Origin of the sequence: Streptomyces chartreusis, from assembly GCF_008704715.1 — a bacterium.
In the GTDB taxonomy this organism is placed as follows: Bacteria; Actinomycetota; Actinomycetes; order Streptomycetales; family Streptomycetaceae; genus Streptomyces; species Streptomyces chartreusis.
Map to the genome: position 1 here is coordinate 8,430,193 of NZ_CP023689.1, position 18,539 is coordinate 8,448,731.

Genomic DNA, 18,539 nt, shown 5'->3' on the forward strand with positions numbered 1-18,539 from the left:
TTCTCGATCCTCCTTGCGTACGCGCCGCGCTTCTGCCCTACGGCAACGTGGTGGTGGTCAGCCTATCGAGATCCATTCGCACTCCCGAATCGCCGTACCCTTGCGGCCATGCGCAACGCCTCCATTCCGGGCACTCACGGACGTGTTCGGCCCCTGACCCTGCTCGGAAAGCCCGTTCTGCACACCCCTTGCGAGGAGGTCACCGACTTCGGTCCGGAACTGGCGAGGCTCGTGGACGACTTGTTCGCCACGATGTACGCCGCGCAGGGCGTGGGCCTCGCCGCCAACCAGGTGGGGGAGTCGCTGCGGGTCTTCGTCTACGACTGTCCCGACGACGAGGACGTACGACACCTCGGTCATGTGGTGAACCCCCGGCTGGTGGAGGCGGACGGTGTGGTGATCCGCGGCCCCGAGGGCTGCCTGTCCCTGCCGGGCCTGGAGGCCGGGACGGAACGGTACGACCACGCGGTGGTCGAGGGTTTCACGATGACCGGGGAGCCGGTGACGATCCACGGGACGGGTTTCTTCGCGCGCTGCCTGCAGCACGAGTGCGACCACTTGGAGGGGAAGGTGTACGCGGACCGCGTCGGCGGATGGCGCCACCGCCGCCTCATGCGCCAGGTGGCCCGGGCTGCTTGGCGCCGGTGACCGTGGTGCCGTCAGGGGCGCAGGGAACTGCGCGACCAGCCCCCACGGACCCGCAGCCGGAACGCAGGGTTCAGAACCCCGGACCGCCGATCCTGTCCCCCGCCGCGGCGAGCCGTCCCCACAACAGGTCGGCCAGGCTCCGGACCAACTCCGTCCGGGAGCAGGGCCGTTCCCCCAGCCACCAGTCCCCGGCGGCGTGCATCATGCCGACTATCCCGTGCCCCCACACCCGGGCCAGCTGCTGGCTGCCCGGCCCGAGGTCCAGCCGCTCCTCGATGACGGTCGCCAGCTCCTCGCCCATCGTGCGCAGGAGCGGCATCGAGTGCTTGCCGACGTCGAATCCCTGATCCGCCGTCTGACCGCCCTCGGTCGGATGCATCAGGAACCGGTACACCTGGGGCCGGGCCTCGATCGCGGCGAGGTAGGTGTCCAGCGTCGCCTCGACCCGCTCGCGGCGATCCGCGGGAGCGTCCAGCGCGGCCCGCAGCGAGTCCAGCAGCGCGTCCGTGTGCCGCTTGGCCAACGCGGCGTAGAGTCCGCTCTTGTCGCCGAAGTGCCGATAAAGAATCGGCTTCGTAATACCGGCCTCGGCCGCGATCGCGTTCATCGAGGCCTGGGGACCGTCGCGCAGCACCACCCTGTCGGCAGCCTCCAGCAGCTCGCGCCGACGGCGGTCGGCGGACCGTTGCTGGTCGGTCCGCTGTGTGGTGTCCATGAGCTCTCCCCACCCGTGCTTATTCGCTGACGCCTGCGCAAACTAACACTCAACCTGCCACAACCATCGAACGGGCTGACGATCCGGCGTCGCGAGTTGACTTTACCTACTGGCAAGTAACAAACTAGGGTTACCGCAAGTAACAAGCATGCGCCAAGCCATGCACGTACGCCGCTGGAGGGGACATGGCCGAGTTCACCATGGAGCTCAACGACGAACAGAAGGAGGTCCGGGACTGGCTGCACGGTTTCGCTGCCGATGTGATCCGCCCCGCGGCCGCCGAATGGGACGAGCGTGAGGAGACTCCCTGGCCGGTCATCCAGGAAGCCGCGAAGGTCGGCATCTACTCACTCGACTTCTACGCCCAGCAGTACTTCGACCAGACGGGCCTCGGCATCCCGATGGCCATGGAGGAACTGTTCTGGGGCGATGCCGGCATCGCACTGTCGATCGTCGGCACCGGTCTCGCCGCCGTAGGCGTCCTCGCCAACGGCACCGAGGAGCAGATCGGCACCTGGGTGCCCCAGATGTACGGCGACGCCAACGACGTCAAGCTCGCCGCCTTCTGCTCCTCCGAGCCCGACGCCGGCTCCGACGTGGCCTCGATGCGCACGCGTGCCGTCTACGACGAGGCCAAGGACGAGTGGGTGATCAACGGCACGAAGACCTGGGCGACCAACGGCGGCATCGCCAACGTCCACGTGGTCGTCGCGGTCGTCGACGCCGAGCTCGGCTCCAAGGGCCACGCGTCCTTCATCGTGCCGCCGAACACGCCGGGCCTCTCCCAGGGCCAGAAGTTCAAGAAGCACGGCATCCGGGCCTCGCACACCGCCGAGGTCATCCTGGACAACGTGCGTGTGTCGGGCTCCTGCCTGCTGGGCGGCAAGGCGAAGCTGGACGAGCGCCTGGCGCGGGCCCGCGAGCGGGCCAAGGCCGGCGGCGAGCGGGTGAAGAACGCGGCGATGGCCACGTTCGAGGCCTCCCGGCCGGCCGTCGGCGCGATGGCGGTCGGCACCGCCCGTGCCGCGTACGAGGTAGCCCTCGACTACGCGATGACGCGCGAGCAGTTCGGGCGCCCGATCATCGACAACCAGGGTGTGGCCTTCCAGCTGGCGGAGATGCGGACGCAGATCGACGCGGCGCGGCTGCTGGTGTGGCGGGCGTCCTGGATGGCGATCAACGGCAAGCCGTTCACGGCGGCCGAGGGGTCGATGTCGAAGCTGTTCGCGAGCGAGACGTCCAAGAAGGTTACCGCTCAGGCCATACAGATCCTGGGCGGCAACGGCTACACGCGGGAGTACCCCGTGGAGCGGATGCACCGCGACAGCGCGATCTACACGATCTTCGAAGGGACGAGCGAGATCCAGCGGCTGGTGATCGCCCGCACGTTGTCGGGTATGCCGATTCGGTAAGCGCCGTAGGGGTTCTGCGCGATGCGGTCCGCGGGTGAGTCGTGACCGGTCGCGCGGTTCCGCGCGCCCCTCGGGGCGTGGACCGCAGCCGAGTCGATGGAGGATGTCGATGACGGACAACCCGCTTGTGCCGCTGATCGCCCGGGGAGAGGCCGATCTCGGCACCCTTGGCGCGCTCGCGCTCGAACAGAGCCGGGTGATCCCGGCAGACCGTCTCGCCTTCCTCCATCTGGCCCAACGGGCCACGCCCGACGCTCCCGAGTCCGCCGCCTTCTTCACCTTCCTCGCCGAGGGCGAGGTGCTTGCGGGGGAGCGCCTCGGGGCTTTCGCGGCGGCGTGCGGTGTGACGGAGGCGCAGTCGGCCGCCTACGAACCCCTCCCGGGCTGCCAGGGATACCCCGCGTACGTGGCCTGGCTGGCCCTGAACGCCGCGCCGGCCGAGGCCGTGTTCGCGCTGACGGCCAACTTCGCGGCCTGGGGCGGCTACTGCGCGACGATCGCCGAGGCCCTGCGTACCCGCTACGGCTTCGAGGACGAGGCCTGCGCCTTCTTCGACTTCTTCGCGGAACCGTCCCCGGAACTGGACCGGCTGGCACGTGCGGCGCTGGAGGCAGGTGGACCGAACGAGCCGCGGGCCAACCGGTACGCGCGCTTGCTCCAGTCCTACGAGGACCAGTTCTGGTCGACGCTGAGCGCACTCACCCCTACGGCGTAGTCCCACTGCTGTGGGCGATGCACGCCACGTCGATCCGGTCGGCGAGCTTGGCCAGCTCGATGGTCAGCGCGGCCACCGTGTCCTCGTCGAGCCCCTCCTCCCCGGCCTCGACAAGGTGCAGCCACCGACCACCCACCGTACGCAGCAGCTTGCTCACATCGGCGGCAGCAACCTGCAAGGTCCCCCGGTCGTCGACGATCAGCGGCAGAGTAACTTCGCGATTCACACCCGGGATCGTAGCTGCGCGGCGCTCACGCACCCTGCCAAACCGTAGTGATGTTGCAGAACTCGCGGATTCCGTGCCCGGACAGCTCACGGCCGAATCCGGACCGCTTCACTCCGCCGAACGGGAACGCCGGATGGGACGCCGTCATCCCATTGACGTACACGCTCCCGGCCTCAAGGTCGCGTACGAACCGGTCGACCTCGGCCTCGTCACGGGTCCACACGTTCGAACTCAGTCCGAAGGGCGAGTCGTTCGCGATCAGCACGGCCTCGTCCAGGTCGCTCGCCCGGTACAGCGTGGCGACCGGGCCGAACGCCTCCTCGCGGTGGATCCGCATCTCGCGGGTGATGTCGGCGAGGACGGTGGGCGGGTAGTACCAGCCCGGGAGCTCGGGGCGGCGCAGCCGGTGGCCGCCGCACAGCACGGTCGCCCCGCTGCGCTCGGCGTCGTCGACCAGTTCCTCCAGGTCCGTGCGTCCCTGCTCGCTGGAGAGCGGGCCGACGTCCGTCTCGTCCAGCATCGGGTCGCCGACCACCAGCGCCTTCATGCCCTCGACGAAGCGGTCGGCGAAGGCGTCGTAGACGTCCGTGTGCACGATGAAGCGCTTGGCGGCGATGCAGGACTGCCCGTTGTTCTGCACCCGCGCGGTCACCGCGATCTGCGCGGCGCGGTCGATGTCGGCGGACGGCATGACGACGTAGGGGTCGCTGCCGCCCAGCTCCAGCACCGTCTTCTTGATCATCTCCCCGGCGGTGGAGGCGACCGCGCGGCCCGCGGGCTCGCTGCCGGTCAGCGTCGCGGCCTTCACGCGCTCGTCGCGCAGGATGTCGTCGACCTGGCCGGCGCCGATCAGCAGGGTCTGGAAGCAGCCCTCGGTGTAGCCCGCGCGGTGGAACAGGTCCTCGATGTAGAGGGCGGTCTGGGGGACGTTCGAGGAGTGCTTCAGCAGACCGACGTTGCCCGCCATCAGCGCCGGCGCCGCGAAGCGCATCACCTGCCACAGCGGGAAGTTCCACGGCATGACCGCGAGGACCGGACCGAGCGGGCGGTAGCGCACCCGTACCCGTGAGGCGCCCGAGTCCTTCACGTCGGAGTCGGCCGGTTCCTCGTCGGCGAGCAGGCCCTCGGCGCGTTCGGCGTACCAGCGCATGGCCTTGGCGCACTTCGCGGCCTCCGCGCGGGCCTGCTTGATGGGCTTGCCCATCTCGGTGGTCATGACCCGGGCGATGTCCTCCTGATCGGCGTCCAGGAGATTCGCGGCCTGGATCAGCAGGCGGCCCCGGTCTACGAAGGTCGTGGTCCGGTACGTGCGGAACGTGGCCTCGGCGAGCTGGAGCCTGCGCTCGATCTCCTCCTCGCCCATGGCCTCGTACGTCTTGAGCGTCTCGCCGTTCGCCGGGTTGACCGTCGCGATGGGCATGACCGACCTCCTGGGAGCGGGCTGTTGCTTCGACCTTCCCGCGCCGCGGTGGCTACCGCAACGCGTGTGGGGCCGCTCAGGCCGAGTGCTCCGTCAGACGGTCGAGAAACGCGGCCTGGGCCTTGACGACGACCTCGCGCGCCCGGTCGACGGGCAGCCAGCGCACCCGGTCCAGCTCGGGGAACTCCTGGGTACGGCCCGAGCGCGGCGGCCACTCCATCCGGAAGGTGCCGGGGACGACCGTCGCCGGGTCGAGGTCGGCCTCGATCGCCCAGACCGTGACGATCTTGCCGCCCGTCTGCCTGACCTCGCCGAGCGCCACGGCCTCTCCGTCCGGCGGCGGCAGCCCCAGTTCCTCCTGGAACTCGCGGCGGGCCGCGTCCCAGGCGGGCTCGTCGGGCTCGTACTCGCCCTTGGGTACCGTCCAGGCCCCCGCGTCGCGCTTGGCGAAGAACGGGCCGCCCATATGGCCGAGCAGCACCTCCAGGCCGCCGGCGGTGCGGCGGAAGAGCAGCAGGCCGGCGCTGTGCTTCACGGCCGCACCTCCGGGTGGGCGGCGAGCAGGGTCTCCACCGTGTCGGCCTCCTCCGGCCGCTTGTCCTCGCGGTAGCGGACCACGCGGGCGAAGCGCAGGGTTACGCCGGCCGGGTAGCGGGTGGAGCGCTGCAGACCGTCGTAGGCGATCTCGACGACGAGTTCCGGGCGTACGGTCACCACCCAGTCGTCGCTGCGGACGGCGAGCTCCTGGAGCCGCTCGGTCTGCCAGGCCAGCATCGCGTCGGTCATGCCCTTGAAGGTCTTGCCGAGCATGGCGAAGCCGCCGTCCGCCGTGCGCGCCCCCAGGTGCAGATTGGAGAGCTTGCCGGTCCTGCGGCCGTGGCCCCATTCGGCGGCCAGCACCACCAGGTCGAGGGTGTGCACGGGCTTGACCTTCAGCCAGGAGGCGCCGCGCCGGCCCGCGCTGTAGGGGGCGTCGAGTGCCTTGACGACCACGCCCTCGTGGCCGCGCTCCAGGGTCTCGGCGAGGAAGCCCTCGGCCCGCGTGAGGTCCTCGGGGCCGGACACCAGCGCGCGGCGTACCCGCATCGGCTCGGGGACCAGGCGGGCCAGCTCCGCGTGGCGCTCGGTGAACGGCAGGTCGAGCAGGTCGTGGCCGTCGACGGACAGGGCGTCGAAGAAGACGGGGGAGACGGGGACCTGCGCGGCCGCCGTCGCCACGTCCGCGCGGGAGCCGACGCGGCCGGCGGTCTCCTGGAAGGAGCGGGGGCGGCCGGTGTCGTCGAAGGCGATGACCTCGCCGTCCAGGATGAAGCTCTCGCCCCTCAACTCCAGTGCGGCTGAGGTCACTTCGGGCAGGCGGTCGGTGATGTCGTCGAGGGTGCGGGTGTAGAGCCGTACCGAGTCGCCGTCGCGGTGGACCTGGACGCGGATGCCGTCCAGCTTCTCCTCGACCGCGCACGCGCCGAGCTTGTCGACCGCCTCCGACACCGCGGAGGCGGTGTGCGCCAGCATCGGCAGCACCGGGCGGCCGACGGTGAGCCGGAACCGCTCCAGCGCCCCGGGCCCGTCCGCGAGCAGTGCCCGAGCCACGTCCTGGAGGGAACCGGCGAGCATCACGGCCCGCCGCACGTCCGCCGGCGGTGCCTCCGTCGCCCGGGCGAGGCCCTCCACGGCCACGGCGTCCAGGGCGCCCTGCCGTACCTCGCCGGTGATCAGCCCGAACAGGAAGCGCTGCTCGTCCTCGGTCGCGGCGCCCATCAACTCACCCACCAGCCGGGCTCTTTCGGCCTGCGAGCCGGTGCCGGAGACCTTGCCGAGTTCGGTGAGCCGGGCGTCCACCTCACGGACGGTGAGGGTCGGCTCGGCGGCCGGCGGGACCGGGCGGCTCAGCACCTTCCAGCCGATGCCGAGCCGGCCCTGCGGGAGGCGGCCCGCCAGATACGGGATGACGATCGGTACGTCGTCCGCCTCGGCGTCCCGGAAGAGCTCCGCGAGCAGAGCGATCTTCCGGGAGCGCGCCGAGGTCGCGGCGACCTCCTGGGACACACGGGCCAGCCGGGTCAGCAGCATGCAGCCATGGTGCGTCGCGCTCCGCTGAATTACACGCCGACGAACGGGTCGCTTTTCGGCTGCGGGCGCGTCGTGGCTTGTCGCGCAGTTCCCCGCGCCCCTTACAGGGGCGCGTCCAGGTCCGTCATCAGCAGCTCTCCGTTGATGAAGGCGCCCGCCCGGTAGCCGCCCGATGCCGCGTTGACGACCTGCTCCGCGAAGCCCATCGCGTTGCCGGCCGCCCAGACGCCCGGTACGGAGGTCAGGCCCGTCGGGTCGACCACCGGGTAGGAGCCGAAGGGGGTCTCCTGGAACTCGGCGCCGAGCTTCTCCAGGAGGCCGGTCTGCGGTACCGCGCGGGGTGCCGTGAAGACGACCTCGCGCGCGTGCACCGTGCCGTCCGCGAGCCGCACCCCCTTCAGCCGGTCGTCCTCGATCACCAGCTCGGCCACCTCGCCGGGGACCACCTTCACGCCGGCCGCAGCGAGCCTGCGCAGGTCGTCGTCCGAGAGGTCGGACTCGGCGACCTCGTGCAGGAAGAAGGTCACGTCCTTCGACCACTGGGACACCATGAGCGCCTGGTGCACGCTCAGCGGGGTGGTCGCGAGCACACCGAAGGCCCGGTCGCGGACCTCCCAGCCGTGGCAGTACGGGCAGTGCAGCACGTCGTTGCCGAAGCGTTCGGCGACGCCGGGGACATCGGGCAGCTCGTCCCTGAGGCCGGTGGCGACGACCAGGCGCCGGGCCCGGACGCTGCGGCCGCTCGCGAGCACCACCGTGAAGTCGCCGTCCCGGGTGACGTCGACCGCGCGGTCCCGGACCAGCTCGACGCCGTACCGTGCGATCTCCTCACGCCCCACCGCCAGGAACTCCCCGGGCGACATGCCGTCGCGGGACAGATAGCCCTGCATATGGGCGGCGGGCGCGTTGCGTGGCTCGCCGGCGTCGACGACCAGGGTCCGGCGTCGGGCGCGGCCCAGGACCAGGGCGGCGGACAGGCCGGCAGCGCCGCCTCCGACGACTACGACCTCGTAACTCTCGGTGTGCTTCTCGGTCATGGTGACCACCTCCACCACGACAGTCGCCCCGCCGCGCGGGATTGACAAATCAACTTGCCGATTCTGCAATACAGGGATGAGTACCGACGACGTTCTCGCCGAAGTGGGGCCCAGGCTCAGGAGGCTGCGCAAGGACCGGGACGTTACCCTCGCGGCGCTGTCCGAGACGACCGGCATCTCCGTGAGCACCCTGTCCCGGCTGGAGTCGGGCCTGCGCAAGCCCAGTCTGGAGCTGCTGCTGCCGATCGCGCAGGCGCACCAGGTGCCGCTGGACGAACTGGTCGGCGCCCCTCCGGTGGACGATCCGCGCGTACGCTCCAAGCCGATCGAGCAGCACGGCCGTACCTTCTGGCCGCTCACCCGGCAGCCCGGAGGGCTCCAGGCGTTCAAGATCCTGGCGCCCCCGCGCAACGAGGAGCCGGAACAGCGGACCCACGAGGGCTACGAGTGGCTGTACGTGCTCTCCGGGCGGCTGCGGCTGCTGCTGGGCGAGCACGACCTGGTGCTGGAGCCCGGGGAGGCGGCCGAGTTCGACACCCGGGTGCCGCACTGGTTCGGGTCGACGGGGGAGGGGCCGGTGGAGTGCCTCAGCCTGTTCGGGCCGCAGGGGGAGCGCATGCACGTGCGGGCGCGTCCCCGGAAGGCGTGACGGACGCGACTGTTCCCCGGCGGACTGTTCCCTGATCGGCAAGCGACCGCTTAGTATGCGAACCGACCCCGGTCAGACGAAGCAGTCCCCCGTGGAGGCCCCGCATGCAGGCATGGCAAGTGCACGAGAACGGCGAGCCGAGCGAGGTGATGCGTCTCGACGAGATCGACACGCCCACGCCCGGTGACGGCCAAGTCCTGCTGAAGGTGCGTGCCGCGAACATCAACTTCCCGGACGCGCTGCTGTGCCGGGGCCACTACCAGGTCCGGCCGCCGCTGCCGTTCACGCCGGGCGTGGAGATCTGCGGCGAGACCGAGGACGGGCGCCGCGTCATCGCCAACCCGGCGCTGCCGTACGGCGGCTTCGCCGAGTACGCCGTCGCGGACGCCGCCGCCGTCCTGCCCGCACCCGAGTCGCTGGACGACGCCGAGGCCGCCGCCCTGCACATCGGCTACCAGACCGGCTGGTTCGGCCTGCACCGCCGGGCCGGCCTGGAGGCCGGGGAGACGCTGCTCGTCCACGCTGCCGCGGGAGGGGTCGGCAGCGCGGCCGTGCAGCTCGGCAAGGCCGCCGGCGCGCGGGTCATCGGCGTCGTGGGCGGCGCCGACAAGGCGGCCGTGGCGCGGGAGCTCGGCTGCGACGTCGTCGTCGACCGGCGCTCCGAGGACGTCATCGGAGCCGTGAAGGAAGCCACCGGCGGTCGGGGCGCCGACGTCATCTACGACCCCGTCGGCGGCGAGGCCTACGACCAGTCCGCCAAGGTCGTCGCCTTCGAGGGCCGGATCGTGGTCGTCGGCTTCGCGAGCGGCCGGATCCCCAGCCCGGCGCTCAACCACGCCCTGGTGAAGAACTACTCGATCCTCGGCCTGCACTGGGGCCTGTACAACACCAAGAACCCGAAGCTGATCATGCACTGCCACGAGCAGCTCACCGAGCTGGCCGCCCGGGGCGCCATCAAGCCGCTGGTGAGCGAGCGCGTCCCGCTGGGCGGGGCGGCCGCCGCCGTGCAGCGCGTCGCCGACGGCGTCACCACGGGGCGCGTCGCCGTGATCCCGGGACTCACCGAAGGAGGAGCGGCATGACCGACGCCGCCGAACTGCGCCGACGTACGGCCGAGTTGCTGGCCGCGCATCCCCCGGCCACGACCGACCGCCTGGACTTCCTGCGCGCCCGCTTCGACGCCGGACTCGCGTGGGTGCACTACCCCGAGGGTCTCGGCGGTCTCGGCGCGCCCCGCTCCCTCCAGGCCGTCGTGGACGCCGAACTGGAGGCCGCCGGCGCCCCCGACAACGAGCCTCGGCGCATCGGCATCGGCCTCGGCATGGCCGCGCCGACGATCCTCAAGTACGGCACCGAGGAGCAGAAGCAGCGCTATCTGCGACCCCTGTGGACCGGCGAGGAGGTCTGGTGCCAGCTCTTCAGCGAGCCCGGCGCCGGGTCCGACCTCGCGGCGCTCGGCACTCGCGCCGTCCGGGAGGGCGACGACTGGGTCGTCAACGGGCAGAAGGTGTGGACGTCCAGCGCCCACATCGCCCGCTGGGCCATCCTCATCGCCCGCACCGACCCGGACGTGCCCAAGCACGCCGGCATCACCTACTTCCTGTGCGACATGACCGACCCCGGGGTCGACGTCCGGCCGCTGCGCCAGATCACCGGCGAGGCCGAGTTCAACGAGGTGTTCCTGACCGACGTCCGCATCCCGGACTCCCGGCGCCTGGGCGAGATCGGCGACGGCTGGAAGGTCGCGCAGACCACCCTCAACAACGAACGCGTCGCCATCGGCGGCATGCGGCTGCCCCGCGAGGGCGGCATGATCGGCCCGGTCGTGAAGACCTGGCGCGAGCGGCCCGAGCTGCGCACCCACGACCTCCACCAGCGGCTGCTGAAGCTGTGGGTCGAGTCCGAGGTCTCCCGCCTCACCGCCGAACGGCTCCGCCAGCAACTCGTCGCCGGCCAGCCCGGCCCCGAGGGCGCCGGCATGAAGCTCGCCTTCGCCCGGCTCAACCAGGAGATCAGCGGCCTGGAGGTCGAACTCCGCGGCGAGGAGGGCCTGTTGTACGACGACTGGACCATGCGCCGCCCGGAGCTCGTGGACTTCACCGGCCGTGACGCCGGCTACCGCTATCTGCGCTCCAAGGGCAACAGCATCGAGGGCGGGACCAGCGAGGTCCTGCTGAACATCGTCGCCGAACGCGTCCTCGGCCTGCCCGCCGAGCCGCGCACCGACAAGGACGTCGCCTGGAAGGACCTGTCCCGATGACCGATCTTCTCTACTCCGAGGAGGAAGAGGCGCTGCGGGCCGCCGTACGGGACCTGCTGAGCGACCACTGCGACGCGCCCGGTGTCATCGCGCGCACCGAGTCGGGCACCCCGCACGACCTGGCGGCGTGGAAGGCCCTCGCCGACGGCATGGGCCTGGCCGGGCTCCTGGTCCCGGAGGACCGGGGCGGCCAGGGCGCCACGCACCGCGAAGCCGCCGTCGTCCTCGAGGAGCTGGGCCGCGCGGTCGCCCCCGTGCCCTACCTGACGAGCGCCGTGGTCGCCACGGAGGCACTGCTGGCCTGCGACGCCGAGGGCGGTCTGCTCGCCGAGCTCGCCTCCGGGCGCCGCATCGGCGCCCTCACCGTCGCGCTGAACGTCGCCCCCGGCGGCGCCTACAAGGTCGTACGGCATGAGAACGGCGCCCTGCACGGGGAGTTGACGGCCATCGCGGACGCCGCCGTCGCCGATGTGCTGCTGGTGCCCGCGGACGACGGCGGGCTGTACGCGGTCGACGCCGACGCCGTGACCGTCGCCCCGCAGGCGTCCCTGGACCTGACCCGGCCCGTCGCCACGGTCACCCTGGACGGTGCGCCCGGCCGGCTGCTGGGCGACGCCGAGCCCGCCGTACGACGCGCCCTGCGCGCCGGCGCCGGACTGCTCGCCTCCGAGCAACTCGGGCTCGCCGAATGGACGTTGACCGAGACGGTCCGCTACCTGAAGGAACGCAAGCAGTTCAACCGGCCCGTCGGCGGCTTCCAGGCGATCAAGCACCGGCTCGCCCAGCTGTGGCTGGAGGTCGTCAACCTGCGCGCCGCCGCCCGCAACGCCGCCGACGCGCTCTCGACCGGCGAGGACGTCGGCGTGGCGGTCGCCGTCGCACAGGCCTACGCGGCGCCCGTCGCCGTGCACGCCGCCGAGGAGGCCCTCCAGCTGCACGCCGGCATCGGGATGACCTGGGAGCACCCGGTGCATCTGTACCTGAAGCGCGCGAAGGCCGACTCGATCGCCTACGGCACCGCAGGCGCCCACCGCGAGGCACTGGCCGAAACCATCGACCTCCCGGCCCCCTGACGTACACCTGGACAAAGCCCGCGAGAAGCCCGCCCCACCTGGGGCGGGCTTTCTTGTGCGCCCTGCGCGGACGAAGTGAACGAGGGACGGCGGTCCGGCCAACTCCCCGCAAGGGCACTGCTGTTCGGGCCGTTCGGAATCGCATACTCGCAGCGGTTCCATCCGACCCTGTCAGGGAGGCAGAGCATGGCCCTCACCACCCGTCGCAGAGCCCTCACCACCCTCGGCGCCGCCCTCGCGGGCGCGGCCGCCCTGCCCGCCACGCAGGCGCTGGCCGGCGAACGAGGGCACGGCCCGCGCCCGTTGTGGCCGGCCCACGCCCACAACGACTACGAGCACCCGCGCCCTCTCCTGGACGCCCTCGACCACCGCTTCGGCAGCCTCGAGGCCGACATCTACCTCGTGGGCGACCAGCTCCTCGTCGCCCACGACCCCGAGGACCTCGACCCCAGCCGCACCCTGGAGTCCCTCTACCTCGACCCGCTGGCCGCCCGCGTCAAGGCCAACCACGGCTCCGTGTACCGGGGACACCGCAGGCCGATCCAGCTGCTCATCGACATCAAGACCGAGGGCTCCTCGACGTACCTCGAACTCGACCGGCACCTGGCGCGCCACAAGCACCTGTTCACGACCTACGCCCACGGCCGGGTGTTCCAGGGCCCGGTGACCGCCGTCATCTCCGGCGACCGTGCCGCCCGTGCGCCGATGGAGGCGCAGAAGCTGCGCCGTGCCTTCTACGACGGCCGCCTCGCCGACCTCGGCACCTCCGCGCCCGCCTCATTCGTCCCGCTCATCAGTGACAACTGGACGCTGAACTTCACCTGGCTCGGCGTGGGCGCCTTCCCGGACGCCGAACGGCGCAAGCTGCGCGGCATCGTGCGGGCGGCGCACTCGCGCGGTCAGAAGGTCCGCTTCTGGGCCACCCCGGACGTGGCGGGCCCCGCGCGCGACGCGCTGTGGGGCGAGCTGCTCGCCGCCGGCGTCGACTTCCTCAACACCGACGACCTCGCCGGTCTGGAGGCGTTCCTCGACGCCCACCGGACGGTCTAGCGCCGCATCGCGGAACACCACTCGTTCGGCCTACAGGTCAGCCGCCCGGACGAACCCTCCGCTACGCCACACTTGCCGCCGAACGCCGTGAAACCGGGCAAGGCGGCGTGGCGGAGGAGATTGACGATGGCCATTTCCATCTCTGTGGTGCTGCTGCTGTTCATCCTGGCGGTGATCTTCGTACGCAACGGCGGGCTGAAGATCACCCATGCGCTGGTGTGCCTGCTGCTCGGCTTCTATCTGGCCAGCACGAGCATGGCGCCCACCATCAACAGCGGCCTGACGGCCACGGCGGACATCGTGAGCAGTCTCAGACCGTGACCGTCAGGGGCGCCGGTCAGAGGGCCGAGAAGACCCCGATGCCGTTGGGCACGGCGCGTTCCCTGCCGTCGGACGGGTGGTTGCGCACGGACACCGCCGCCGCTCCCGGCTCGCGCGCGACCAGCGTCGAGGAGCCGCCGCCGTCCAGGCTGAAGGCGTCCACCGAGCCCAGGTCCCGCATCACGGAAGCGACCTCCGCGATGGTCAGCCCGGTGCGGAACTCGGGCGCGCCGTCCAGCGCGAGCAGCACCAGACGCCGGCCGTGGTCCGCGATGCCCACGGCGGTGCGCACCGCCGAGGCCCGGTCGTCCAGGCCGGGCAGCGGCTGCCCGTCGTCGAGGACCGGATAGCCGCCGAGCGCGAAGAGGTACGGGATCCGGGACGACGACGCCACCAGCCGGTGCCGCACCGACACCGGCTCGCCCGTGAAGAACTTCCGCAGTTGCTGCGCGCCCGCCTCCCGGCCCACCAGCACGGTGGTGCCCGGGGCGATCGGGCCGCTCCCGGGTGAGTCGGCCGTCGACACGACCTGGCCGTGACGGACCGTCACCTCGTAGGTGTCCGTGCTGCACGGGGCCGCCCGGTCGGTGTCCGTGCCGCAGGTGGCGCGCATCCGGGAGACGCTGCCCCACTTGGACGTGAACGCCCCGATGGTGCCCACCGGCAGCGCGTACTGGTTCAGCCCGCCCAGCGGGAGGCGGCCCTCGGGAGTGCGGATGGAGCCGGACAGGCTCAGTCCGTCCATCCGGGCGCGGCGGTCCACGCCCACGCCGAACACGTCCTCGGTGCTCGTGCCGGGCGGCAGCGCGGGACCGAAGCGCTGGCCGTTCGGCACCGCCGCCTTCAGGGCCCGGCCGCTCGCGATCACCGGCCCCACGCTCGCGCCCGTCGCCTCGACGCCGGGGTGCTGGGTCTCGCTGATGTTGAAGAAGTCGCCGTTCACGCCCGCCACCGCACCCTGAGCGGTGGCCTGCTGGGAGACGGTGGCCCGCGCCGCCACCGCACCCGGGTACAGCAGATCGAGCCGGACGCGCGGATCACGGAGGTCGACGCTGAGGACGTGCGCGTGCGCCGTGCCCTTCGCCGCCGGGATGTCGAACTCCTCGTAGCCGACGCCCGGCGCGACCGGAGTGGGCTGCTGCGCGGCGCCGGCCGGTGCCGCCCCCACCAGGGCCGCACCGGCCAGCGCGCCGAGTGCTGTGATCAGCGTGAGTGCCGCTCTCGCTGATGCGAATCGTTTCTGACGAAGCGTCACACGTGCCCCCTGAGGTCTCGTCAAATGTCGCAGGACTCAGGGGAAGTGCACCAGACGGCGATGACCGGCCGGGGATCTAGGCGCCGACGACGCGAGAACGGGTGAGGAAACGCACCCCCTCGGGTGCCTCCAGCGAGAAGCCGCTGCCCCGCCCCTCGACCACGTCGACGATCAGCCGGGTGTGGCTCCACGCCTCGTACTGACTGCGTGACATCCAGAACGTCACGGGCTCCACCACTCCCTCGACGTGCAGCTCCGCGAGCAGGACGTCCGAGTTGCCGGTCCGGAACTCGCCCTCCGGGTAGCACATGGGCGCGCTGCCGTCGCAGCAGCCGCCCGACTGGTGGAACATCAGCGGGCCGTGCGTGGCGCGCAGACGGCGCAGCAGCTCGGCGGCCGCGGGGGTGAGTTCGACACGCGGGGTCTCCTCATACATGGAGCAAGGGCAGCACGGGCAACGTTGCGAGAGGGTTGCACCCTTCCGGCCACCCTTCTCACCACCCGTTCTGACTAACCTGCACGGGTGACCATCGAGTTGACGCTGCTGACGTCCGTCGCGCACCGGGGCAAGGAGATCACCGCGCCCCGGCTGCGCGGTCTGCTCGCGCTGCTGGCCGGGGAGCCGCGGGCGGGATGCGGCACCGGACGTCTCGTGGCCGGGCTGTGGCCGGACGAACAGCCGGAGAACCCGACCAAGGCGTTGCAGATCCTGGTCTCCCGGGCCCGCTCCCTGCTGGGCCGCGAGGTCATCGCCGGCACCCCCACCGGCTACCGCATCGCCCTGCGCGAGGACCAGGTCGACGCCTGGGCCGTGCAGCTGCATGTCGCCGCGAGCACGGAGAAGGCGCGGGCCGGCGACCATCACGGCGCGGTCGCGGAGGCGGAGGCGGGGCTCGCCCTGTGGGACGCCGGCCCCGCGGAGGGCGGTCCCCTCGATGACCCGGTGACGGGCCTGCGCCTCGAACTCGCCGCCGAGCACACGGCGTTGACCCGGCTGCGGGCGCTGTCGCTGGCCCGCTCCGGCCGCCGGGAGGAGGCGGTGGGGCCGCTCGGCGAGCTGGTGGACGCCCATCCGCTGGACGAGGAGCAGCTGCTGGAGCTGATGCGCTGTCAGGCGGTCACCGCCGGAGCGGCCGCCGCGCTGACGTCGTACGACGACCACCGGCGCCGTCTGCGCGACGAGCTCGGTACGGATCCGGGCCCCGCCCTGCAGGAGCTGCACCAGGAACTGCTGCGCGGGCAGGCGCCGGCCGTGCGGCGCGGGGTGCCGCACGAGCCCAATCCGCTGCTCGGGCGGGACGCCGACATCGCCGCCGTGACGCGGCTGATCCACAGCTCCCGGGTCACCTCGATCGTCGGGCCGGGCGGGCTCGGCAAGACCCGTCTCGCCGGTGCCGTCGCCCGGGAGGCCGAGCACCGGGTCGTGCACCTGGTGCCGCTCGCCGGGGTCGGCCGCGACGCGGACGTGGCCGCCGAGGTCGCCTCGGCGCTCGGCGCCGGTGAGGGCCCGCGCGAGGCCGGACCGCTCGCCGGCATCGTCGGCGCCCTCGGGCCCGGGTCCGCGCTGCTCGTCCTGGACAACTGCGAGCAGGTCGTCTCCGGTGTCGCCGACCTGGTGCGGGCCCTGGTGTCGATGACCCGGAACGTCAGCGTCCTCACCACCAGCCGCGCCCCGCTCGGACTGTCGTCCGAGGCCGTCCACCCGTTGCCCGAACTGGACGCGCGTACCACCGTCGAGCTGTTCGAACAGCGTGCCCGCGCCGCCCGGCCCGACGCCGAACTGCCCGCCGACGCCGTGGCCGACCTGTGCCGCCGCCTCGACGGACTGCCCCTCGCCACCGAGCTGGCCGCCGCCCGGGTGCGTGTGATGTCGGTCGCCGAGATCGCGCGCCGCCTCGAGGACCGGTTCGCCCTGCTGCGCGGCGGACCGCGGGACGCGCCCCGGCGGCACCGCACCCTGCACGCCGTCGTCGACTGGAGCTGGAACCTCCTCGAACCCGACGGCCGAGCAGCCCTGCGCGCCCTGTCGGTCCTCCCCGGCGGCTTCACCACCGAGGCCGCCGCACATCTCACCGGCAGCCGTGACGTGCTGGATGTGCTGGACGTCCTTGAGGACCTCGTCGACCAGTCGCTGCTCAAGGTCACCGACACCGCGCACGGCGCACGCTTCCGGATGCTGGAGACCGTGCGGGAGTTCGCCGCCGCCCATCGGGAGCAGGCCGGGGAGGAGGACCTGGTCGAGGACCGGTTCACGGGATGGGCGCGGGAGTTCGGGGTCACCCACCACGACGCGCCGTTCGGAGCGGAGCCGGTCGCCTCCTGGCAGCTCATCCGCGCCGAGCAGGACAACCTGGTCCAGGCGCTGCGGCTCGCACTCGCCCGCGACGACGCGGACACGTCCGCCGCCGTGGCCGCCGTACTCAGCGCCCTGTGGACCACCGAGGCCAACTACACGCGGCTGATGGCCCTGGCCGACGACACCGCGCCGCTGCTGGCCCGGCACCGGCCCGCGCCCGCGTACGTCGAGCCGACCCGTACCGCCCTCGCCCTGATGACCGTCACCCTCTTCCTCGCCCACGGAGCCGGTGCCGTGCGCCCGTTGGCCGGCCTGCGCAGGCTTCCCTCCGCGCCGCCCGACACCCTGGTCCGGGCCGCGTCCACCGTGCTGTGCGCGCTGCCGGAGATCCTCGCCTCCGGTGACCGCAAGCCACTGGAGGCGCTCTGCTCCGGTGACGTGCCCCTGCTCGCGGGCGTCGCCAACTGCGTGGCGAGCTATCTGTGGGAGAGCGAGCACGACCCGGAACGGGCCCTGGAGGCGGCCCGCGGGATGCTCGACGCCTTCGCGGACCGGGATGTCCCGCTGCTGCGGTACTGGCCGCAGGCCCGGATCGGTGAGCTGTGCCTGCGCATGGAGCGCGGCGCGGAGGCGATCGGCCCCATGCGGAGCGCGATGGCGGAGCTGGAGCACTTCGGCGAGGGGCAGGACCCGGTCGGACTGAGCTGGGGGCTGATGCTCGCCCACCTCCAGACCGGCGACCTCGAAGCGGCCGAGCACTGGCTGGAACACGCCCTGCGGCACCAGCCCGAGGGCATGACCCCGGACGCGTACGCGCCCGACCTGGGCGCCCGCGGCGAGATCGCCCTCGCCCGGGGCGACATCGAGACCGGCCTCGGCCTGTGGCGCCGGGCCGTCGCCCGCATGGAACGCGGGGCGAGCCCCGTCCGCGGCGGCGAACCCCTGCTGGAGGGCTGGCGGCTGGAGTTGCAGGCCGTCGCCCTGACCGCCCACGCCCGGCACGGCCGCACCGACCTCGTGGCACCCCTCGCAGGCGCGCTCCCCGAGCGTCTGACGACCCTGCTGACCCGGCCTTCGATCGCCGCGCGCCCCACGACGGCGGACCTCCCCGTCCAGGGCGCGCTGCTGCTCGCTCTCGGCACCGCCGACCTGGCCGACGGGGATCCCGTGCGCGGCGTACGGCTGATCGCGCTGGCGGACGGCTTTCGCTGCCTGCGCAACTTCCAGCCGACGATGTCCTCCGCCCGGGCCCGGCAGGACGCGGAGAACGCCGATCGGGCGGCGTACCAGGAGGCGATGGCCGAGTACGCCGCCCTGGACCCGGACGCGCTGCGCGAGGCCGCGCTCGGGCTGCTGGGGGTGCGGACCGGCTGAGGCGCCGGCCCCGCGCAG

The 18,539-nt window shown here is 72.2% G+C and carries 18 protein-coding genes; 10 read left to right on the plus strand and 8 right to left on the minus strand.

What is annotated here, in order from left to right; translation table 11 throughout:
• The first annotated feature begins 108 nt into the window (after positions 1 to 108).
• Complete coding sequence (def, locus tag CP983_RS37375; RefSeq protein WP_150504533.1) at positions 109 to 648, plus strand: peptide deformylase; 540 nt, start codon at positions 109 to 111, stop codon at positions 646 to 648.
• A gap of 70 nt (positions 649 to 718) precedes the next feature.
• Here def and CP983_RS37380 read toward each other — a convergent pair whose 3' ends face one another.
• Positions 719 to 1,363, minus strand: coding sequence for a TetR/AcrR family transcriptional regulator (locus CP983_RS37380; RefSeq protein WP_107912033.1), 645 nt, complete (start codon positions 1,361 to 1,363; stop codon positions 719 to 721).
• A 185-nt stretch (positions 1,364 to 1,548) separates the two neighbouring features.
• Here CP983_RS37380 and CP983_RS37385 point away from each other — a divergent pair, with 185 nt between their 5' ends.
• Together CP983_RS37385 and CP983_RS37390 are read left to right on the plus strand one after the other, a co-directional pair.
• A complete protein-coding gene (locus tag CP983_RS37385; protein ID WP_150504535.1) occupies positions 1,549 to 2,775 on the plus strand; it encodes an acyl-CoA dehydrogenase family protein in 1,227 nt (408 codons plus the stop codon).
• Between the two features lie 109 nt (positions 2,776 to 2,884).
• Positions 2,885 to 3,490 (plus strand): thiaminase II/PqqC family protein, encoded by a 606-nt coding sequence (locus CP983_RS37390; RefSeq protein ID WP_150504537.1) that lies wholly within the window; start codon positions 2,885 to 2,887, stop codon positions 3,488 to 3,490.
• On the opposite strand, the gene CP983_RS37395 is transcribed toward CP983_RS37390, so the two are convergent.
• The 5 genes from CP983_RS37395 to CP983_RS37415 all read right to left on the minus strand — a co-directional run bounded on the left by CP983_RS37395 (position 3,480) and on the right by CP983_RS37415 (position 8,243).
• On the minus strand, positions 3,480 to 3,716 hold the full coding sequence (locus CP983_RS37395; protein WP_030967216.1) for a DUF6213 family protein: 237 nt from the start codon (positions 3,714 to 3,716) through the stop codon (positions 3,480 to 3,482). The genes CP983_RS37390 and CP983_RS37395 overlap by 11 nt on opposite strands.
• A 25-nt stretch (positions 3,717 to 3,741) precedes the next feature.
• Positions 3,742 to 5,136, minus strand: coding sequence for an NADP-dependent succinic semialdehyde dehydrogenase (locus CP983_RS37400; protein WP_150504539.1), 1,395 nt, complete (start codon positions 5,134 to 5,136; stop codon positions 3,742 to 3,744).
• A 76-nt stretch (positions 5,137 to 5,212) separates the two neighbouring features.
• A complete protein-coding gene (locus CP983_RS37405) occupies positions 5,213 to 5,671 on the minus strand; it encodes an NUDIX hydrolase (RefSeq protein ID WP_107912027.1) in 459 nt (152 codons plus the stop codon).
• The gene (locus CP983_RS37410) at positions 5,668 to 7,206 is read right to left on the minus strand and encodes an ATP-dependent DNA ligase (protein ID WP_150504541.1); all 1,539 of its coding nucleotides are present in this window, start codon (positions 7,204 to 7,206) and stop codon (positions 5,668 to 5,670) included. The genes CP983_RS37405 and CP983_RS37410 overlap by 4 nt, the downstream gene beginning before the upstream one ends.
• A 101-nt stretch (positions 7,207 to 7,307) precedes the next feature.
• A complete protein-coding gene (locus tag CP983_RS37415) occupies positions 7,308 to 8,243 on the minus strand; it encodes an NAD(P)/FAD-dependent oxidoreductase (RefSeq protein ID WP_150504543.1) in 936 nt (311 codons plus the stop codon).
• Positions 8,244 to 8,319: 76 nt separating this feature from the next.
• Here CP983_RS37415 and CP983_RS37420 point away from each other — a divergent pair, with 76 nt between their 5' ends.
• From CP983_RS37420 to CP983_RS37445, 6 genes are all read left to right on the plus strand, one after another.
• Entirely contained in the window at positions 8,320 to 8,892 is a 573-nt protein-coding gene (locus CP983_RS37420) for a helix-turn-helix domain-containing protein (protein WP_107912025.1), read from the plus strand.
• 104 nt (positions 8,893 to 8,996) lie between these two features.
• A complete protein-coding gene (locus tag CP983_RS37425) occupies positions 8,997 to 9,974 on the plus strand; it encodes an NADPH:quinone oxidoreductase family protein (protein WP_150504545.1) in 978 nt (325 codons plus the stop codon).
• Entirely contained in the window at positions 9,971 to 11,152 is a 1,182-nt protein-coding gene (locus CP983_RS37430) for an acyl-CoA dehydrogenase family protein (protein ID WP_150504547.1), read from the plus strand. Before CP983_RS37425 ends, CP983_RS37430 begins: the two co-directional genes overlap by 4 nt.
• Complete coding sequence (locus tag CP983_RS37435; protein ID WP_150504549.1) at positions 11,149 to 12,225, plus strand: acyl-CoA dehydrogenase family protein; 1,077 nt, start codon at positions 11,149 to 11,151, stop codon at positions 12,223 to 12,225. Before CP983_RS37430 ends, CP983_RS37435 begins: the two co-directional genes overlap by 4 nt.
• Before the next feature lie 186 nt (positions 12,226 to 12,411).
• Positions 12,412 to 13,275, plus strand: coding sequence for a phosphatidylinositol-specific phospholipase C/glycerophosphodiester phosphodiesterase family protein (locus CP983_RS37440; RefSeq protein WP_150504551.1), 864 nt, complete (start codon positions 12,412 to 12,414; stop codon positions 13,273 to 13,275).
• A 126-nt stretch (positions 13,276 to 13,401) separates the two neighbouring features.
• Entirely contained in the window at positions 13,402 to 13,596 is a 195-nt protein-coding gene (locus tag CP983_RS37445) for a hypothetical protein (protein WP_107912016.1), read from the plus strand.
• A 16-nt stretch (positions 13,597 to 13,612) separates the two neighbouring features.
• Here the strand turns inward: CP983_RS37445 and CP983_RS37450 are convergent, their stop codons facing one another.
• Both CP983_RS37450 and CP983_RS37455 read right to left on the minus strand, forming a co-directional pair.
• Positions 13,613 to 14,851: a phosphodiester glycosidase family protein gene (locus tag CP983_RS37450; RefSeq protein WP_150504553.1), complete on the minus strand. Its 1,239-nt coding sequence runs from the start codon at positions 14,849 to 14,851 to the stop codon at positions 13,613 to 13,615.
• A 76-nt stretch (positions 14,852 to 14,927) separates the two neighbouring features.
• Positions 14,928 to 15,287 (minus strand): DUF779 domain-containing protein, encoded by a 360-nt coding sequence (locus tag CP983_RS37455; protein ID WP_107912012.1) that lies wholly within the window; start codon positions 15,285 to 15,287, stop codon positions 14,928 to 14,930.
• Positions 15,288 to 15,374: 87 nt separating this feature from the next.
• Here CP983_RS37455 and CP983_RS37460 point away from each other — a divergent pair, with 87 nt between their 5' ends.
• Positions 15,375 to 18,521 (plus strand): ATP-binding protein, encoded by a 3,147-nt coding sequence (locus tag CP983_RS37460; RefSeq protein WP_150504555.1) that lies wholly within the window; start codon positions 15,375 to 15,377, stop codon positions 18,519 to 18,521.
• Positions 18,522 to 18,539 lie beyond the last annotated feature (18 nt).

Coding starts and splice junctions, on each gene's coding strand:
- CP983_RS37400 (WP_150504539.1), bottom strand. CDS start 5,136: ATGCCCATCGCGACGGTCAACCCGGCGAACGGCGAGACGCTCAAGACG.
- CP983_RS37425 (WP_150504545.1), top strand. CDS start 8,997: ATGCAGGCATGGCAAGTGCACGAGAACGGCGAGCCGAGCGAGGTGATG.
- CP983_RS37435 (WP_150504549.1), top strand. CDS start 11,149: ATGACCGATCTTCTCTACTCCGAGGAGGAAGAGGCGCTGCGGGCCGCC.
- CP983_RS37415 (WP_150504543.1), bottom strand. CDS start 8,243: ATGACCGAGAAGCACACCGAGAGTTACGAGGTCGTAGTCGTCGGAGGC.
- CP983_RS37390 (WP_150504537.1), top strand. CDS start 2,885: ATGACGGACAACCCGCTTGTGCCGCTGATCGCCCGGGGAGAGGCCGAT.
- CP983_RS37440 (WP_150504551.1), top strand. CDS start 12,412: ATGGCCCTCACCACCCGTCGCAGAGCCCTCACCACCCTCGGCGCCGCC.
- CP983_RS37445 (WP_107912016.1), top strand. CDS start 13,402: ATGGCCATTTCCATCTCTGTGGTGCTGCTGCTGTTCATCCTGGCGGTG.
- CP983_RS37430 (WP_150504547.1), top strand. CDS start 9,971: ATGACCGACGCCGCCGAACTGCGCCGACGTACGGCCGAGTTGCTGGCC.
- CP983_RS37420 (WP_107912025.1), top strand. CDS start 8,320: ATGAGTACCGACGACGTTCTCGCCGAAGTGGGGCCCAGGCTCAGGAGG.
- CP983_RS37380 (WP_107912033.1), bottom strand. CDS start 1,363: ATGGACACCACACAGCGGACCGACCAGCAACGGTCCGCCGACCGCCGT.
- CP983_RS37455 (WP_107912012.1), bottom strand. CDS start 15,287: ATGTATGAGGAGACCCCGCGTGTCGAACTCACCCCCGCGGCCGCCGAG.
- def (WP_150504533.1), top strand. CDS start 109: ATGCGCAACGCCTCCATTCCGGGCACTCACGGACGTGTTCGGCCCCTG.
- CP983_RS37385 (WP_150504535.1), top strand. CDS start 1,549: ATGGCCGAGTTCACCATGGAGCTCAACGACGAACAGAAGGAGGTCCGG.
- CP983_RS37410 (WP_150504541.1), bottom strand. CDS start 7,206: ATGCTGCTGACCCGGCTGGCCCGTGTGTCCCAGGAGGTCGCCGCGACC.